Raw genomic sequence first — 17,564 nt, 5'->3', positions numbered from 1 at the left:
GACGTTCATTCCGTGAAGGACGCGAGGTTTGCCAGGCTCGACGCGAGGCCCGCTTGGTGATCGCTTTCGCTGATGCCTGCGGGCACGTTTTCGCACGCGACGGTGACTTCGGTGCCGCCGGGCACGGGCTTCAAGGTGGTGATGATGGTCATCGGGCCGGCAAACGCCGGGTTGTCGGTGATGAATTCGATGTGCTCGACGATGCGCTGGTCTGGAATCAGTTCGACGAAGCGTCCCTCGAAGGTGTCGGCGTGGGCGGTGGTTTTGCCGGGGGCTTCGTCGCTGGCTTGCATGTAGATGAACGACATCCGATAGCCGCCGCCTTCGTGCGGATCGAAGGCATGGATCTCGGCCCGCATCCCTTGCGGCGGGCGCCAGGCTGCGATGGCGTCGCGATCCAGATAGGCGCGATAGAGTGTGTGTGCCGAAGCTGCGATCATGCGCGATGCGGTGTCGGTTCTCCGGTTGGCAGGGGCGCTCATCGCAGCGTTCTCCTTCGCGCTCAGCCGAAGCAGCCGGCGAACGAGTGATCAGCCCTTGGCGACGGCTGAGACGTGGGCGGCAAACTCCGGCGTCGACATCAGCGCCTTGCAGCGCTCGAAGCGGCCGGTGGCATAAGCCCAGAAATCGTCGGCGGGATTGTTGTTGGCGTGCTGGATCAGGCCCCACAAGGTCCAGAGCAGGTCGCACATGGCCTTGTAGATGACAACGCGGCCATGCTCGGCAGCGCTGGGCGTGCCGCCGAAGTAGGCGTCAATGAACTCCGCTTCCTTTGCCGTATCGAGCTTGGCTTCGATGATGACGTCGCCGACATCCCAAAGCGGATCGTTCATGCCGGAGTATTCCCAGTCGACGAGCCACATGCGCCCGCCCGCGTCGATGAAGTTCTCGGAGAGCGGGTCGCAATGGCAGGGGATGAGTGGCAGCGGATGGGCGTTGAGCGCGTGGCGCACGGTTTCGGCGGATTCCAGCACGTCGTGATAGCCGGTGGGAAGATCGATGGTCTTGGTCGACAGCAGCTTCAGATAGTCGTCGATCATGGCGAACAGCTCGAAGCGGAAGTCGAAGGTCTCTCCGCTGGTGTGGAGCTTGCGCAGCACTTGGGCTGCGCGGGTCGGCGCGCCTGGAATGGCGGCAAAGCCTTCGGGCGAGAGCGTCACGGCGTTCGGGATGGCCATCGTCAGCATCATGCCATCATCGGTCGTTGCGATCACGGGCGGGGACACGTTCGCCCGCGCCGCGGCCCGCGCGGCCACAGCCTCGACGCGGCGATTGATGTATTCTTCCGTGCCCGCGCCAGGGATGCGCAACACATGCGCGCCGCGGTCGGTCTCGATCAGGAATACGCGGTTGGTGAGGCCGCCGAGGCGACGGATGGATGCTTGAGCGATCTCGGCCTCGTTGAAGCAGCCGAGCCGGGTAAGAGCTGCTTTGACGTCCAGTGTCTCAGGATCCATCTCACCCCCAACGGCTGCTCGTCCTATGAAACTAGCCTCAAATTCTCGGGATCGTAAATCGTGCGCGCGACCTGGGTCGCCGCGTAGGTTTTGTCGTAGGCCTGGATTTCGAAGGTGGGTTCGGCCGCGACCTCGGCCGGCAGCCAGCCGAAGGCGATGGTTTTGCCGATCGTGTGGCCGTATCCGCAGCTCGCGGTCTGTCCGACGACGCGGCCGCCATACAGGATGGTTTCGCCGCCGAGGAACGGCGCGAAGCCTTCGACCGTGAACGAACACAGACGGCGCTTCGGGCCGTCGGCCTTGATCTTGTCGAGCGCGGCGCGGCCGATGAAATCTTTCGTGAGATCGACTGTTGTTTCGAGGCCCGCGGAAATCGGATCGTAGTCGGGGCCGATCTCGGCCGACCAGTAGACGTAGCCTTTCTCAAGGCGGCAGGTTTCGATGGCGCGATAGCCGGTATCGCGGATGTCGCACGCTTCGCCAGCCTTGCGCACGGTTTCATAAAGTGCTGCCGCGTATTCGGTCGGCACGTGCAGCTCGTAGCCCAATTCGCCGACGTAGCCGACGCGGACGGCACGCACGGGTACATAGCCGATCTCGATGTCGCGCACGGCGAGGAATGGAAACGCTGCGTTCGAGAAGTCGTCGTCGGAAATGCTCTGCAGAACGCTGCGTGCGTGCGGTCCCATGATGTTGAGGACGGCGGTGGCGGAGGTGACGTCGCGCAGCGACACGGCGCCATCTCGCGGGATGTGGCGGCGCACCCAGCTTGCATCGCGTACGCCGAAAGCCGATCCGCTGATCATCACGAAACGGTCAGGACCGAGGTGCTGAAGCGTCACCTCGGCTTCGATGCCGCCCTTCGTATTGAGCAGCGTCGTGTAGATGCAGCGGCCGGGCTCGCCGGTGATCCGGTTGGCGCATAGCGTCTCGAGCAGGGAGGTTGTGCCGGCGCCTTCGATCTCGAATTTCGAGAATGAGGTCTGGTCGGTCAGCGCGACGGCGTTGCGAATATGGTGATGTTCGGCGCCGACATGATCGAACCAGCCGGGCTTGCCCTCGAAGCTCGATTTCAATTCGTCGGCGCGCTGGGCCTCGCTGCGTGCGAACCAGAGCGGGCGCTCCCAGCCGAAGCGTGCGCCGAACACGGCGCCGTTGTCGTCGAGGTGGCCGTGCAGGGGTGAGCGGCGAAGGCCGCGTCCGGCGTGAGCTTCCTCGGCGGGCCAGTGAATTTTGTAGTAGCTGCCATAGGATTCGATCGCGCGCTCTTCGAGATAGCGCCCGGTGCTGTGCGGGCGACCAAAGCGGCGCACGTCGAAGGCCCACAGGTCCATGCCAGGATCGCCGTCCAGGATCCAATTGGCCATCGCTTCGCCCGCCCCGCCTGATGCGGCGATGCCGGCGGTAAAGCCGCAGGCGACGAAGAAATTGTCGAGCTCGGGCGCGAGGCCCATGATCGGTTCGCCGTCGGCCGAAACGGGGATGGGGCCGTTGATGATGGTCTGGATGCCGACCTCGTTCAGAACCGGCAGGCGTTCGGCGCAGGGGAGCGCGAACAGCTCCAGGCGATCGTAGTTCTCGGGAAACAATTCACGGCCGAATTCGAACGGCGGCTTCGAACGCCAGCAGCCCTTGGTGCCATCCTCCCAGCCGCCGATGGCGAACGAGGCGACGTCCGGCTTCAGGTAGAAGTTTTTGTCGGGGTCGCGCAGCGTCGGCAGCGTTTTCGGAATATCGAGCTTCTTCTCGGTCAGGAAGTACTGGTGCTCGACGACGCCGGCTGCGAGCGAGACACCGGCCATGTCGCCGAGGCGTTTGGCCCAGAGGCCGGCGCAATTGACCAGGATCTCGCAGCCGACGCTGCCGTGATCGGTCATCACGCCGGTGACGCGGCGTCCGTCCTTCACGATCTCGGTGACGCAGACGCCTTCCTGAATGGTGACGCCGGAGGCGCGCGCGGATGCGGCAAAGGCGTGGGTCAGGGCGTAGGGATCGACGTAGCCGTCGGAGGGAATGAACGCGGCGCCGACGACGCCTTCGGGATCGATGTAGGGGAAGAGGTTCTTGGCTTCGGCCGCCGAAAGAGCGTGGCATTCGAAGCCGAAGCTTTTTGCGAGGGTCATCGAGCGGCGGATCTCGCTCCAGCGCTCGGGGGATGAAGCCAGCCGCAGCGAACCCACCTTTTTCCAGTCGATGACACGGCCGGATTCGGCTTCGAGGCGATCGAAGACGGCGACCGAGTTCTGCATCAGGCGGGTGAGATTGCGCCGGCCGCGAAGCTGACCGACGAGGCCTGCCGCATGCCAGGTGCAGCCGTTGGTGATCTCGGATTTTTCAAGAACGAGCACGTCGCGCTCGCCGCGGCGGCCCAGATGATAGGCGAGCGAGCATCCGATCGCGCCGCCTCCGATGATCACGATCCGGGCGTGCCTATCGAACGTTGTCGTCATGTGGAAAGCGGCCTGTTCAGAAGCGGACGTTGCGAAGAATTGGCACGGAGGCCATGCAAGTCAACGAATATGTTGGAGTGTGTTTCAAAAAATAGGCTGTCATCTAGAATTTTGTGGATTTTTGTTGGGTGCTGGGACAGGTTTCGAAAGTCCTGAGGCCGGAGATGCAGTGTGAGGTTCTTTTTGTCATGAGCGATCCTGTCGCGATTTTCACCTTCGCGGACGCGCTCGCGGATCTGGCGCGTGATATTGCGCGCGAGCACTTCCGCTCGACAACGGCGTTCGAACTCAAGGCGGATGCGAGCCCGGTTACGGTGGCCGATCGCGCCATCGAACTTGCCATGCGGGTCGCCATCCAGGAGCGCTTTCCAGGGCACGGCATTCTTGGCGAGGAGATGGGGCGTCTCGTCGGAGACGACCAGCTCTGGGTGCTGGATCCCATCGACGGGACCAAGGCGTTCATCACGGGCATGCCGCTGTTCGGCACCTTGATCGCCTATCTGGAAGAAGAGGTGCCGCGGCTCGGCGTCATCGAGATGCCGGCGCTGGGCGAGCGGTGGTCGGCTTCGCTTGGCGTGACGGCGTTCGCGGGGAACCCTTGCCGGACCAGCGGTTGCCTGTCGATCGATGAGGCGCGGGTCTATACGTCGTCGCCGGATGTTTTCGCGGCGGCAGACTGGCAGCGCTACGAGCGCTTGAGCAAGCGGGCGGCGATGCGCCGGTTCGGCGGTGATTGCTATATGTACGGCCTATTGGCCTCCGGGCACTGCGATCTCGTGGTCGAGGCGGCGCTGATGCCTTACGACTACATGGCTTTGGTGCCGGTGGTGGAAGGTGCGGGCGGGCTGATGACGGACTGGGACGGTCGCCCGCTCGGGCTCGGATCGGATGGCCGCGTCGTGGCGTCGGCGAGTGCGGCGCTGCATGACCGAGCGCTCAAGGCGCTGGCGGAAAATAGCTGATTTTTCCGCACGTTTCGTTGAGGCGTTCGCGCCGCGAGCGATGCCGGCTAGACCGGGTCCGACACCGTTTCATCGGTGGCGACGACGATCTCGGTTCCTGCCGCGGTGAACTGCTGAAGCAGCTGCGGCGGGGGCGTCTCATCCGTCACCAATAGAGAGACGGGCTCGAAGCTGCAGACGCGAACGCGGGCCTTGGCGGTGAATTTCCAGGCGTCGGCTGCAACGACAACGCGGTCGGCGCGGTCGATCATGGTGCGCGCGATGCGGGCTTCATCGATGTCGAAATCCATGTAGCCGTCCTTCACGTCGATGGCGCCCATCGACAGGATCGCGAGGTCGGCGCGAAACTCCCGGATCAGCGCAATGGCTTCGTGGCCGATGGTTGCGCCGATGTCAGCGCGAAGAGCGCCGCCTGCAAAATGCACAGAGCAATCACCGCGACCGACCAGCGTGCGCGCAATCTCGAGCGAGTTCGTAATGACGGTGAGGCCGCTTCTCTGAAGCAGGGCTTGGGCGACATAGGTAGTGGTTGATCCGGAATCGATTAGCAAAGTCATGCCGTCCGATACGTGATCGACGACGCCTTTCGCAATTGCACGCTTTGCTGCAACGCGTTCTTTGATGCGGCGCGAAAACGGCGGTTCGGCCAGCGCACCCGCGAGAATGACGCCTCCGTGCACGCGATGAACTGCGCCTTGCTCGACGAGATCCTTGACGTGACGGCGGATCGTTTCGTCCGAAACATCAAGGCGTTCGGCGAGCGAGGCAATCGACTCCCGGCCGGTGATACGAAGCGCGTCGAGAATGGCGCTTTGCCAACGCGTTGGGAAATTCATGACGCTTCTCCAAGCTTTTGCTGGAGTTTTGGGCAAAACCCCACAAAATGCAATAAAGATATGGAATGTTTATTGACACTTTGTGGAGTCATGAGCGACGTTTGTCACGCGCTTTGTGGCCTGGCCGAGGAAACAGCGGCGACCATTCTGCGTCCGGAATTTTTGTCGGTTCCTCATGTCGGCTAACAAGGCAAACGGGTGAAAAATGGTGATGCTTCGCTCCACGTCCGCGCTTGCGGCTCTTGCGCTCGCCTTCGGTTTTTCGTCGCCGGTTTCGGCGGCGGATTCAAAAGATCCCATCAAGCTTACGCTTCATGACTGGACGGGCCAGCTCGTCAGCGCTCACATCATGGGCGAAGTGCTGAAGAAGGCGGGCCTCAACATCGAATACGTCCAGGCCGACTATCTCGCACAGTTCGCAGCGCTTCAGTCCGGTGACTTGCACGTCGCCATGGAGCTGTGGGCGACAACCGCGAAGGAAGCGCTGGAATCGGCGGTCGCCACCGGAAAGGTCGAGAACTTCGGCGAAACCGGTATGCAGGCCATCGAGGAGTGGTGGTATCCGCTTTACATGAAGGAAAAGTGTCCCGGCCTTCCGGACTGGAAAGCTCTCAAAGCCTGCGCGAAGGAATTCAGCATTCCGGAGACCGCGCCCAAAGGGCGCTACGTGGGTGCGCCGGCGACGTGGGGTGGTTTCGACGATGAGCGCGTGAAGGCGCTCGATCTCGATTTCGAAGTGGTTCACGCCGGAACCGATGCGGCGCTGTTCGCGGAACTCGAGTCCGCCTACCAGCGCAAGGCCCCGGTCGTGCTTTGGGTCTATGCCCCGCATTGGGCCCCGATCAAATACAAGGGTGAGTGGGTCGAGTTCCCGAAGTATGAGCCCGCCTGCTACACGGATCCCTCGTGGGGCATCAACAAGGAAGCCGCCTACGATTGCGGCAAGCCGCGCGGCCCGATCTGGAAAGCGGGCTGGGCAGGCCTGAAGGACAAATGGCCGACCGCCTACACGGCGATCAAGGGCTTCGAGCTCACCAACGACGAAATGGGCGCGCTGGTCGGGGCCATCGATCTCGACGGCAAGAAGCTCGACGATGTGGTTGCGGGCTGGATCAAGGACAACGAGCCGCGCTGGAAGAAGTGGATCGGCGGCTGACCGACGCTCCCCTCCCTTGATGTCGGCAGGTCCCAGACATGACGAACACCGCTACGCTCGTTTGCCGAAATTTGTGGAAGCTTTACGGTCCGGAACCGGAGCGCTTCCTGGCAAAGCATGGGCCGTCGCCCACCGAGGCCGCGCTTAGATCGGCGGGCCTCGTTTCGGCGGTGGCCGATGCCTCGCTCTCGATCGAGCGGGGTGAGATTTTCGTCATCATGGGCCTGTCGGGATCGGGCAAGTCGACGCTGGTCCGGTGCCTGTCGCGGCTGATCGAGCCGACCGGCGGCGAAGTGCTGTTCGAAGGTGTGGACCTGCTGCGCGCTTCGCCCGCCGATCTCATCGAGCTCAGGCGACATAAAATGGGAATGGTGTTCCAGCACTTTGCCCTGTTGCCGCATCTCTCCGTTCTCGACAATGTCGCTTTTCCGCTCGAGATCCGCGGTCTCGGCCGCAGCGAGCGCGAGAAGCCCGCCCGCGAGATGATCGAGCTGGTTGGCCTCCAGGGGCGCGAACACAATCTGCCGTATCAGCTTTCGGGCGGGCAACAACAGCGGGTCGGCATCGCCCGCTCTCTGATCACGGATCCCGATGTTTGGTTTCTCGACGAGCCGTTCTCGGCGCTCGATCCGCTGATCCGGCGCGAGATGCAGAACGAGTTCATGCGGCTGCAGGATCAGCTGCACAAGACCATCGTTTTCATCACGCATGATTTCGAGGAGGCGGTGCGCGTCGGCGATCGCATCGCGATCATGCGCGAGGGGCGGATCGTTCAGGTCGGAACACCGGAAGAGCTCGTGCGCGCGCCTGACAACGATTACGTGGCGGAATTCACGCGCGACGCGCCGCGCAGCAAGATTTTTTCGGCACGTTCCATCATGCGCGCGCCACGAACTGGCGAGGCGGTAGCCGGTGTCATTCCGGCCGCCAGCAAGGTTCGCGATTTTGCGGCCAAGGTGGAGGCGTCCGAACTCCCGTTCGGCGTCGCCAACGAAGCGGGTGAGCAGATCGGCGTCGTGGACCGGCGCGCGGTGATGTCGATCCTGGTCGGCGCCGGAGAGCCGGCATGACTGCGGCCGCCGTCGAGACCAAGATTCCTGCATCGGCCGAATGGATGCGGCCCGGCAGGGTCGCCGTCTTGCTCTTCGCCGTGCTTTCACTCGTAGCGTTTCTGCTGCCGGACGGAGTGCTGCCGGCGTGGACGCGCCAGCTTCCGGCCGAGTTTCGCATCGGGCTCGATACGTGGATCTCGGCCGCTCTCAAGTGGCTGGTCGAGGACGCGACTTTTGGCTTGTTCACATTCAAGGATCTGACGCGCGGCTTTGCGCAACTGCTCAACGTGCCGCTCGATATCGCGACGTCGATCCTGTCGACGGGCCTTCTGGACGGGCGTGGTTCGAGCGCGATTCAGCTTGCGCCGCCGCTGCCGTGGATTGCTGTCGTCGGCGTCGTCGCGGCGCTCGGCTATCGTTTCGGCGGGTCGAAGCTTGCGCTGCTCGCGGGCGGCGCGTTCCTCTATCTCGCCGTGTTCGGGCAGTGGGCGAGCGCGATGCTGACGCTGTCGTCTATCGTCGTGGCGGCACCGCTCGGCATCGCGGTCGGGCTCGCGACCGGCGTCGCCGGTTACCGGGTGCCGCTGCTCCGGCGGATCATCACACCCATACTCGATCTCATGCAGACGGTGCCGACGTTCGCCTATCTAATCCCGATCCTGTTCCTGTTCGGGTTCGGACCGGTCGCGGCGATGATCGCGACGATGATCTATGCCGCGCCGCCGATGGTGCGGGTGACGATGGCGGCGCTCGAAGGCGTGCCGCGCGAGATCGTCGAGTATGGCACCATGGCCGGCACGACGCCGCGCCAGATGATCACCAAGGTGATGCTGCCGGCCGCGCGGCCGCAGCTGCTTGTGGGCGTCAATCAGGTGATCATGCTGTCGCTCAACATGGTGATCATCGCCTCGATGATCGGAGCGGGTGGTCTCGGTTTCGACGTGCTAACGAGCCTCAGGCGTCTCGACATCGGGCGCGGCCTCGAAGCAGGCCTTGCGATCGTGGTGCTCGCCATCGCGCTCGACCGATTGAGCCAGGCCTACGCGGCGGGTGCACGCAAGCGCGACGCCGAAGGCGGATTGAAACCGTTCCTTTTTGGGCTCGCGGCGTTTGTTGCCGTGACCTATCTGCTCGCGCTTTTCGTGCCGCCGATCGCTACCTATCCGGAGGCGCTGCAGATCTCGACGGCGCCGTTCTGGACGGACGCGGTGAAGTGGATCAACGTCAACTTCTTCAACGTGTTCGACGCGGTCAAGACCTTCATCCTGTTGAACCTGTTGTTGCCGGTGAAGCGGTTCATGATGGCGCAGCCGTGGCCGCTGGTGGCGGCGATGGTGGGTTATGCGGGCTGGCGGCTGGGCGGCGCGCGCCTTGCGGCGCTGGTTGTCGGGCTCGCGTTGTTTCCTGTCGTCACCGGACAGTGGGACTACACGATGATGACCGTCTATCTCTGCGGCATCTCCGTCGTGGTTGCGGCGCTGATCGGCATTCCGATCGGCATCTATGGCGGGCTTTCGCCGCGGGCGTGGCGCGTGATCGAGCCAGCGATCGATACGCTGCAGACGCTGCCGAGCTTCGTCTATCTGATCCCGGCCGTGATGCTGTTCCGTGTCGGCGATTTCACGGCGATGCTCGCGATCGTGCTCTATGCGGTGGCGCCCTCCGTTCGATACGCCGCGCACGGCATTCGCAACGTTCCGACGATGCTGATGGAAGCCGGAACTTCCATGGGATGCACGCAGAAGCAGAGCCTTCGGCACATCCAGGTGCCGGTTGCGCTGCCGACGATCCTGCTCGGCATCAATCAGACGGTGATGCTCGCGCTCTCGATGCTGGTGATCACGGCGCTGGTCGGAACGCGCGATCTCGGCCAGCAGGTTTATATGGCGCTGACGAAGGCCGATACCGGCAAGGGTCTCGTGGCGGGGCTTTGCGTGGCGGCGATCGCCATCATCGCCGACCGTCTGATCGGCGCGGCGGCCCAGAAGCTCGCGGCACAACGCAGCGGAGCCGTCGATGCAACTTGATACGCACAGCGATCCACTTGTCGAGCGGGTGCGAAACCTCGATTTGTGGTTCGGTACTGTCGACCCCGAGCCGCTGCTCGGCGGGATCACCAACAAGAACTTTCTCGTTCTAGATCGCGGGCGGCGCTACGTCGTGCGGACGGGCGGCGACATTCTCGTGCATGGCGTGGTGCGGGCGAGCGAGCTTGCGGCGACGCGGGCGGCACATGCGGCGGGTATCGGTCCCGAGGTCGTTTATGCCGAACCGGGCCTGATGGTGATCGCGTTCATCGACGGGCGGACGTTCACGCCGGAGGATGTGCGCAATCCGGCCAATCTTTCGCGTCTCGTCGATCTGATCCAGCGCTGCCATCGCGACGTGGCGTTGCATCTGCGCGGCCCGGCGCCGATGTTCTGGCCGTTCCATGTCGTTCGCGATTACGCGCATACGCTGCGGGCAGGCGAAAGCCGATATGCGGGAACGCTCGCAGACCTGCTCACGCGCGCCAGCGATCTCGAAGGAGCGGTCGGCAAGATTGATGTCGTGTTCGGCCACAACGACCTTTTGGCCGCGAACATTCTCGACGATGGGCAAAAGCTATGGCTGCTCGATTGGGAGTATGCAGGGTTCAACTCACCGCTGTTCGATCTTGGCGGGCTCGCTTCGAACAGTGAAATGCCGGCCGATCTCGCCGATGGGCTCGTCTCCGCCTACTTCGGGCGGCCCGTCGATGCTGAACTCAAACGGCAGGCGGCAGCGATGACGGCGGCGTCTCTCTTGCGCGAGACGCTGTGGGCCATGGTCTCGGAAATTCATTCAAAGGTCGACTTCGACTACGCCGCCTACACGGCAGAAAACCTCGCGCGTTTTGAAACGTCCTACAGCCACTATAAGAAACTGGAGTCTCCATGAGCACGTTGCCCGCCTCAGCAAAGATCGTCATCATCGGTGGTGGCATCGTCGGTTGCTCGACGGCCTATCATCTCGGCAAGATGGGTCTCAAAGACGTGCTTGTTCTGGAGCGCGCGAAGCTTACGTCGGGCTCGACGTGGCATGCGGCGGGACTTGTCGGCCAGCTGCGCTCGAGCGCAAACATCACGCAGCTGCTCGGCTATTCGGTTGCTCTCTATGACCGGCTGGAAGCCGAGACGGGGCTTGCGACCGGCTGGAAGCGCAACGGCGGCCTGCGGCTTGCCTGCAATGCCGAGCGTTGGGAGGAGGTCAAGCGGCAGGCCACGACGGCAAAATCGTTCGGTCTCGACATGCATCTCTTGACGCCAAAGGAGGCGCAGGAGCTATGGCCGCTGATGCAAGTCGACGATGTGGTCGGTGCGGCGTTCCTGCCGACAGATGGGCAAGCCTCGCCCTCTGATATCACGATGTCGCTGGCCAAGGGTGCACGCCAAGGCGGCGTTACCATCAAGGAGGAGGTGCGGGTCACCGCGATCGAGACCGACCGCGGCCGTGTGCGCGCGGTCGTGACCGACCAGGGGCGCGTGGAATGCGAGAAGCTCGTGATCTGTGCCGGCCAATGGTCGCGCGCGGTCGGCAAGCTCGCGGGCGTCAATATTCCGCTGGTCTCGATGCAGCATCAGTATCTCATCACCGAGAAGATCGATGGCGTGACGCCAGGGCTGCCGACGCTGCGCGATCCGGACCGACTTACCTACTGGAAGGAAGAGGTCGGCGGTCTGGTGATGGGCGGTTACGAGCCCAATCCGAAGCCGTGGGCCGAGAACGGCATTCCCGATCCGTTCGATTTCCAGCTGCTCGAAAACGATCTCGAACACTTCGAGCCGCTGCTCGAGCTTGCGGCGGGCCGCGTTCCGGCAATGGAAACCGCCGGCATCCGGCAGTTCATCAACGGTCCCGAAAGCTTTACGCCGGACGGCAACTTCATCCTCGGCGAGGCCCCGGAAGTCCGAAACATCTACGTCGGCGCGGGCTTCAATGCGTTCGGCATTGCGGCGGGCGGCGGCGCGGGCATGGCGCTCGCCGAATGGGTCGCGAAGGGCGAGCCGCCGTACGACTTGTGGCCGGTCGACATCCGCCGCTTCGGGCGCAATCACCTGGATACCAATTGGGTGCGGACGCGTACGATGGAAGCCTATGCCAAGCACTACACCATGGCATGGCCGCACGAGGAGCATCATTCGGGGCGTCCGCTGCGCCGGTCGCCGCTTTACGATCGTCTCGTTGCGCAAGGCGCTGTGTTCGGCGAAAAGACCGGATGGGAACGTCCGAACTGGTTCGCCGATACGGCCGCGGGTGAGGCGGCGAAGGATGTCTACAGCTACGGCCGGCAGAACTGGTTCGAAGCCGTGGGGCGCGAGCACAAGGCGGCGCGCGAGCGGGTCGCGGTGTTCGACCAGACGTCGTTCGCCAAGTTCATGATGATCGGAGAGGACGCCGAGCAGGCGTTGTCGTGGATCGCAGCTAACGACGTCTCGAAGGCGCCCGGCCGGCTGGTCTATACGCAGATGCTGAACGGAAAGGGCGGCATCGAATGCGACCTCACGGTCGGGCGGCTCGCCTATGACGAATACTACATCGTGACCGGAACCGGCTTTGCCACCCACGATTTCGATTGGATCAAGCGGTCGATCCCCGATGGGCTCGATGCGCGTCTCGTCGACGTGACTTCGGCTTACGGCGTGCTGGCGGTCATGGGTCCGAAGGCGCGCGATGTGATCGCCGCGATCTCGTCGGACGACTTCTCGAATGCGGCGTTTGCGTTCGGACAGGTGCGGCGGGTGCAGATCGCGGGCGCGCCGGTCATTGCGCTTCGTGTGACCTACGTCGGAGAACTCGGTTGGGAATTGCATATCCCGGTGGAGTTCGTGGCGTCGGTCTACGAGGCGCTGATGGCGGCCGGCGAAAAGCACGGTATCGCGAACGCCGGTTACCGCGCGATCGAATCCCTGCGTCTCGAAAAGGGCTACCGGGCCTGGGGCTCGGAAATCGGTCCCGATCATTCGCCGCTGGTGTCCGGGCTCGGCTGGGCGGTCAAGCTCAAGGCGAACACCCCGTTCCAAGGGCGCGATGCGCTGAGCCAGCAGGCCGCAAAGCCGCTGCCGCGACTGCTTGCAGGCTTCACGACAGATCCCTCCATCGTGCTGCTCGGGCGTGAGACGATCTATCGGAATGGCGAGCGTGTGGGCTGGCTTTCGAGCGGCGGGTTCGGCTACACGGTGAACAAATCGATCGGCTATGGGTATGTGCGTCGTCCCGATCCCGGCGTCGATGCGGAGTTCGTGCTGTCGGGCACCTACGAATTGGAGGTCGCGACGAAGCGCGTGCCCGCGCAGGTGTCTCTGTCGCCGTTTTATGATCCCGAGAACGCGCGGATCCGCCTCTAGCGCATCCGCATAAAAAAGATCGGAGCAGCGAGGCTGCTCCGATCTCTTTCAACGCGTGGCAGGTGGGGTGTGCGCTACTGCTTAGCGCATGCAACCGATACCGTCGTTCCCGTCTCAGCAATGAATTTGGTGCAGGTCTCGGGGGCGGCGGCGACCGTCAGTTCGTTCTCCGGGCCATCCTTGCTCTTTGCGGTCTTGCTCGTTTCTTCCGAAGCGGGCGCCGTTTCAACGGCCGCAACTTTCGTCTGCTCGGCTTTCTCGGCGCGGGCCTGCTGAGCAGCGAGCGTTTTTCTCTGCTTGGCGGCGGCGACGGCGCGCGCCTGGGCCTTTGCCTGAGCGGCCTGACGCGCACGTTGCTGCTTCAATGCGTAGGATTGCTGCAAGCTCGCCTGGTAGGCGTGGAAGCCGCCACCGCGATGGCACCCGCCGGCGTTTGCCGTCGACATCTGCACGGCAGCGAGCAGGATCGTGGAGAGGATGATGGCAACGGCCTTGTACAGCATGACGGTCTCCCTTGGGGTCCGGTGTCTCAGGGAACGGCCGCGATGACCGCTCGTTGAGCCCTAAATGCCATGGGGAGGCGGGCGGCTCTGTCCCGGCTGGAACAGGGTGACGGATTTTCAGTTCGGTGCGTGTTTTGTCGGGCTAAATGGCCGAAGACGGGCTCATGCGCCGATAGATGAACGGCGGGGCGGGGGCGTTGCTCTCGCGTTCGGCAATTTCGGCAAAAGTCTCGTGCCAAGGTGAGAGGGCGCAGGCGGGGTCGGCGTTGGCTGCGTCTCCGGTTACGGCGAGGGCCTGGCAGCGGCAGCCGCCCCAGTCGATTTCGCAGCGGTTGCAGCTTCGGCAGGGCTCCTTCATCCAGGACGTGCCGCGATACTTTTGGAACGCCGGGCCGTCGAGCCAGATGCCGGCAAGCGGCCGATCGCGGACCGTTTCGATTTCGAGGCCGGGTAGGGTCTCGGCCGCATGGCAGGGAAGGACCTTGCCGGTCGGTGTGATGTCGATGAGGTTGCGGCCCCAGCCGCCCATGCACGGTTTCGGGCGGACGGCATAATGGTCGTGGGCCACGACGTCGAACACCAGGACGCCCTTGAGGCGCTCGCGCGCCTCCTTCGCGATTTCGAGTGAGCGGTAAAACTGTTCGCGTGTCGGGATGAGCGCGGCGCGGTTCTTGAGCGCCCAGGCATAGTATTGCGTGTTGGCGATCTCGATGCGCCCCGCGCCTACCTCGACGGCGTAGTCGATCAGGGCCGGGAGGTTGTCGATGTTGTGGCGATGCACGACGACGTTGACGGTGAGCGGCAGGCCAAGCTCACGGACCCAGCGGGCCACCTCGCGCTTTTTCGGAACGCCGCCCTTGTAGCCGGAGATCCAATCCGCCTTTGCGGGGTCGGTGTCCTGAATGGAGATCTGGACGTGGTCGAGCCCGCGCGCGGCCAGTCCCGCCAGCCGGTCGCGCGTGAGTGTCACGCCGGACGTGATCAGGTTGGTGTAGAGGCCGGCGTCGACGGCTCTGCTCAAAATCTCCTCGAGATCCTTGCGGGCACAGGGCTCGCCTCCCGAGAGATGAACCTGGAGTACGCCGAGGTCGGCGGCTTCGTTGAAAACGCGGTGCCATTCCGCCGCCGTCAGCTCGCCGCCGCGCTGCATCTCGATCGGATTGGAGCAGTAGGGGCATTGCAGAGGGCATCGGTAGGTCAGCTCGGCGAGCAGCCCGAGCGGTGCCAACGGGCGTTCGCAGGCCGGTGCCTCTTCAGCGTTCTGGACGTGCGCGTTTTCTGTCATTGGATTTTCGGCCTCGGATTGAAGAGCCGAGGCCTCCCGTTCCGTTTACGTCTCGTCGGGGCGGAAGGCGCCGGGCGGGATGAGCCCCACCACGTAGGCGTGATGCAGTGCGTCGAGCTGTGCCCACAGCACGTCGCACTTGAAGCGGACGGCGCCGACGCAAGCTTCTTGCAGCGCGCGGGTGGTGGCGTTCGCCTTGACGTATTCGAGGGCGAAGGTGGCGTCGCGCGGCGCCTGCGAAAGGCGGCGCTTGAAGTAGGCCATGACGTCGTCGTTGACGAAATCATAGTTGGCGAGCATGCCCGCGATGCGCTCGCGGTGAATGGAGGGGGCGAACAGCTCCGTCAACGACGAGGCGGCCGCGACGACCAGCGGTTGCTCGACGACGAAGCGCACGTAGGCTTCGACGGCGAAGCGCGTTGCGGGAAGCGCGCCGCGCATGCTCGTCACGTAGTCGCGATCGAGACCGAGGCAGTCGGTGAGCTTCAGCCATCGCTCGATGCCGCCATGCTCGTCAGGCAGCACGCCGTCGTGATCGTGGATGCGGTGCACCCATTCCCGCCTCAGCTCGCGGTCGTGGGTCCGGCTCATGAAGGCGGCATCCTTTCGCGGGATCGCCTCCTGGTAGCAGTAGCGGTTCAAGGCCCAGGCCGATACCTGACCCTTAGTAAGTTTGCCGCCGTGTAGGAGCTTATGGAACGGATGCAGGTCATGGTAGCGCGCGGGGCCGACGGCGCGAATTTCACTTTCCAGTTCGGCCGGCGTCCAGGGTTCGGCCTCCGCTGTGATCCGTCTTGCGATCTCGTTCATCTCTTGGAACCTTTCGTGTCCAGCAGGGCTAAACAGGGGTGCGGTTGCCGCGAACTTGCCGCCTCGCGGGTGGGTTTGCTTGATCGACGTCAAAATTCGGATCACAGCTCGTTCAAAGCGGCGTGTGTGACGCCGGCGGCTGCTGCGGTTCGATAAATGAAAAGGGAGCCATGCTCATGGTCGGACAAGCTGCCGCTGCAAGCCCCGTGATCGTTGTCGGCCATGCGGCGCTGGACCGGGTGTATCGGATCGACGCCTTTCCGGCGAAACCGACCAAGGTCAGCGCGCGGGAACACCGGGAGGAGGGCGGCGGCTCTGCAGCCAATGCGGCGGCGGCGATTGCTCAGCTCGGCGGTGCGGTGGCGCTCTGGAGCCGTGTCGGCGACGACGAGACCGGCCTCAAGGTGCGCCGCGCGCTCGAACATGGTGGCGTCGATGTGGGGTTCGTGCGCGCCTATCACGGTGCCACCACGCCCACGGCGGCGGTGATCGTCGATGGGAAGGGCGAGCGTCTCGTCGTCAGCGAGGACGATCGCATCATGCCGATGGATGTCGATTGGCTGCCAGTCGATCGGATTCCCTTCGCGGGGGCCGTGCTCAGCGATCTGAGCTGGCTCGAAGGAACGCTGGCGCTGTTCAGCGAGGCGCGGCGTGCGGGCGTGCCGACGGTGCTCGATGTTGATCTCGCAGGCGGCGGACTGTTCGAGCGCTTCGCGCCGCTGACCGACTACGCGATCTTTTCGGCTCCGGCGTTCGAGAAGTTCCTACCCGGCGCCGATGTCGACGCGCGGCTGTCAGCCGTTCTCGCCTACGGGGTGCGGCATGCCGGTGTCACGCGCGGCGCGCGCGGGTATGTGTGGCGGACGCCGGACGGGACTGGGCAACAGCCGACGTTTCCGGTTCCCGTCGTCGATACGACCGGTGCGGGTGATGCGTTTCATGGCGCGTTTGCGCTGTGCGTCGCGTCCGGTCTCGATGATGCGACGTGCGCGCGTGTGGCCTCGGCGGCGGCGGCACTCAAATGCCGGCGGCTGGGGGCGCGGCTTGGGTTGCCGACCGCAAACGAACTGGACGTGTTCCTGTTCGAGCAGACTGGGCAAGGGTTACCGGCGGCCTTGCTCGACGGGGATGGATTGATGCCGGCGTCCGGTCAGGGCCTTGCGGGATAGGCGTGACCGGTGACGAGGCGGTGGTAGAGCGCCGCTGCGCCGACGATGATCGCGCTGCCGACCAGAACCGGCATCACCAGGAAACTCGGCGTCGCCAGAGAGGCGAGTACGACGAGCGGATTTGCGCCGGCGGGCGGATGGACGGTGCGGGTCAGGATCATGGCTGAGATGCCAAGGCCAACGCCAATGCTCGCGGCCGTGATGCCGGGGCCGAATGCAGCGCACGCGAGAAGTCCCGACGCGGCGGTCACGAGATAGCCGCCGATGACATTGCGTGGCTGGGCGAGGGGGCTCGCGGGCAACGCGAACACCAATACGCATGACGCGCCGAACGGCGGAATGAACAGCGCGAACCCGCCGGACATCGTGAGCGCGGCGAGGCACGCGATGGTGAGTGCGCCGCCGAGGCCTGCAAGTGCGGCGCTTTTCCAGGGCTGATCGCGTAGCAGGCGCATGCCGGGGATCAGGGCGCCATCGAGAGATTCGCGTTGGCGTCGGTCGCTCATGGAGGCTCTCGT

Annotated in this window: 15 protein-coding genes; 7 read left to right on the top strand and 8 right to left on the bottom strand. The window is 64.0% G+C overall.

The window, feature by feature from the left end:
- Positions 1–5 precede the first annotated feature (5 nt).
- From RCO24_RS12760 to RCO24_RS12750, 3 genes are read right to left on the bottom strand one after another with little or no spacing between them, the layout of a single operon-like run.
- Positions 6–482 carry an SRPBCC family protein gene (locus RCO24_RS12760; RefSeq protein WP_308962601.1) on the bottom strand — a complete coding sequence of 159 codons (477 nt, stop codon included), beginning with the start codon at positions 480–482 and terminating at the stop codon, positions 6–8.
- A 48-nt stretch (positions 483–530) separates the two neighbouring features.
- On the bottom strand, positions 531–1,457 hold the full coding sequence (locus tag RCO24_RS12755) for a phosphotransferase family protein (protein ID WP_308962600.1): 927 nt from the start codon (positions 1,455–1,457) through the stop codon (positions 531–533).
- Between the two features lie 23 nt (positions 1,458–1,480).
- Complete coding sequence (locus RCO24_RS12750; RefSeq protein ID WP_308962599.1) at positions 1,481–3,907, bottom strand: FAD-dependent oxidoreductase; 2,427 nt, start codon at positions 3,905–3,907, stop codon at positions 1,481–1,483.
- A gap of 188 nt (positions 3,908–4,095) precedes the next feature.
- Here RCO24_RS12750 and RCO24_RS12745 point away from each other — a divergent pair, with 188 nt between their 5' ends.
- On the top strand, positions 4,096–4,869 hold the full coding sequence (locus tag RCO24_RS12745; RefSeq protein ID WP_308962598.1) for an inositol monophosphatase family protein: 774 nt from the start codon (positions 4,096–4,098) through the stop codon (positions 4,867–4,869).
- Positions 4,870–4,916: 47 nt separating this feature from the next.
- On the opposite strand, the gene RCO24_RS12740 is transcribed toward RCO24_RS12745, so the two are convergent.
- Positions 4,917–5,705: a DeoR/GlpR family DNA-binding transcription regulator gene (locus RCO24_RS12740; protein WP_308962596.1), complete on the bottom strand. Its 789-nt coding sequence runs from the start codon at positions 5,703–5,705 to the stop codon at positions 4,917–4,919.
- Between the two features lie 205 nt (positions 5,706–5,910).
- Between RCO24_RS12740 and RCO24_RS12735 the strand changes: the two genes are divergently transcribed.
- Genes RCO24_RS12735 through RCO24_RS12715 form a run of 5 tightly spaced genes read left to right on the top strand, consistent with a single transcriptional unit; the run spans position 5,911 to position 13,279 of the window.
- Entirely contained in the window at positions 5,911–6,861 is a 951-nt protein-coding gene (locus RCO24_RS12735) for an ABC transporter substrate-binding protein (RefSeq protein WP_308962595.1), read from the top strand.
- A gap of 38 nt (positions 6,862–6,899) precedes the next feature.
- Entirely contained in the window at positions 6,900–7,931 is a 1,032-nt protein-coding gene (locus RCO24_RS12730) for a betaine/proline/choline family ABC transporter ATP-binding protein (RefSeq protein ID WP_308962594.1), read from the top strand.
- Positions 7,928–9,940, top strand: a complete 2,013-nt coding sequence (locus RCO24_RS12725; RefSeq protein ID WP_308962593.1) for an ABC transporter permease subunit — start codon at positions 7,928–7,930, stop codon at positions 9,938–9,940. The genes RCO24_RS12730 and RCO24_RS12725 overlap by 4 nt, the downstream gene beginning before the upstream one ends.
- On the top strand, positions 9,930–10,832 hold the full coding sequence (locus RCO24_RS12720) for a phosphotransferase (RefSeq protein ID WP_308962591.1): 903 nt from the start codon (positions 9,930–9,932) through the stop codon (positions 10,830–10,832). Before RCO24_RS12725 ends, RCO24_RS12720 begins: the two co-directional genes overlap by 11 nt.
- Positions 10,829–13,279 (top strand): FAD-dependent oxidoreductase, encoded by a 2,451-nt coding sequence (locus RCO24_RS12715; RefSeq protein WP_308962589.1) that lies wholly within the window; start codon positions 10,829–10,831, stop codon positions 13,277–13,279. The genes RCO24_RS12720 and RCO24_RS12715 overlap by 4 nt, the downstream gene beginning before the upstream one ends.
- A gap of 74 nt (positions 13,280–13,353) precedes the next feature.
- Here the strand turns inward: RCO24_RS12715 and RCO24_RS12710 are convergent, their stop codons facing one another.
- The 3 genes from RCO24_RS12710 to pqqC form a co-directional block, all read right to left on the bottom strand.
- On the bottom strand, positions 13,354–13,782 hold the full coding sequence (locus tag RCO24_RS12710) for a hypothetical protein (RefSeq protein ID WP_308962587.1): 429 nt from the start codon (positions 13,780–13,782) through the stop codon (positions 13,354–13,356).
- Between the two features lie 142 nt (positions 13,783–13,924).
- Positions 13,925–15,067 carry a pyrroloquinoline quinone biosynthesis protein PqqE gene (gene pqqE, locus RCO24_RS12705; protein ID WP_308962585.1) on the bottom strand — a complete coding sequence of 381 codons (1,143 nt, stop codon included), beginning with the start codon at positions 15,065–15,067 and terminating at the stop codon, positions 13,925–13,927.
- A gap of 45 nt (positions 15,068–15,112) precedes the next feature.
- The gene (gene pqqC, locus RCO24_RS12700; RefSeq protein WP_308962583.1) at positions 15,113–15,877 is read right to left on the bottom strand and encodes a pyrroloquinoline-quinone synthase PqqC; all 765 of its coding nucleotides are present in this window, start codon (positions 15,875–15,877) and stop codon (positions 15,113–15,115) included.
- Positions 15,878–16,053: 176 nt separating this feature from the next.
- On the opposite strand from pqqC, the gene RCO24_RS12695 reads away from it, so the two are divergent.
- Positions 16,054–17,046: a PfkB family carbohydrate kinase gene (locus RCO24_RS12695; protein ID WP_308962582.1), complete on the top strand. Its 993-nt coding sequence runs from the start codon at positions 16,054–16,056 to the stop codon at positions 17,044–17,046.
- Here RCO24_RS12695 and RCO24_RS12690 read toward each other — a convergent pair.
- Positions 17,028–17,552 carry an HPP family protein gene (locus tag RCO24_RS12690; RefSeq protein WP_308962581.1) on the bottom strand — a complete coding sequence of 175 codons (525 nt, stop codon included), beginning with the start codon at positions 17,550–17,552 and terminating at the stop codon, positions 17,028–17,030. The two genes, RCO24_RS12695 and RCO24_RS12690, sit on opposite strands and share 19 nt — an antisense overlap.
- Between the last annotated feature and the right edge of the window lie 12 nt (positions 17,553–17,564).

The organism is Hyphomicrobium sp. LHD-15, from assembly GCF_031157355.1.
Classification (GTDB): domain Bacteria; phylum Pseudomonadota; class Alphaproteobacteria; order Rhizobiales; family Hyphomicrobiaceae; genus Hyphomicrobium_C.
This window is presented reverse-complemented; position numbering and strand designations above follow the sequence as displayed.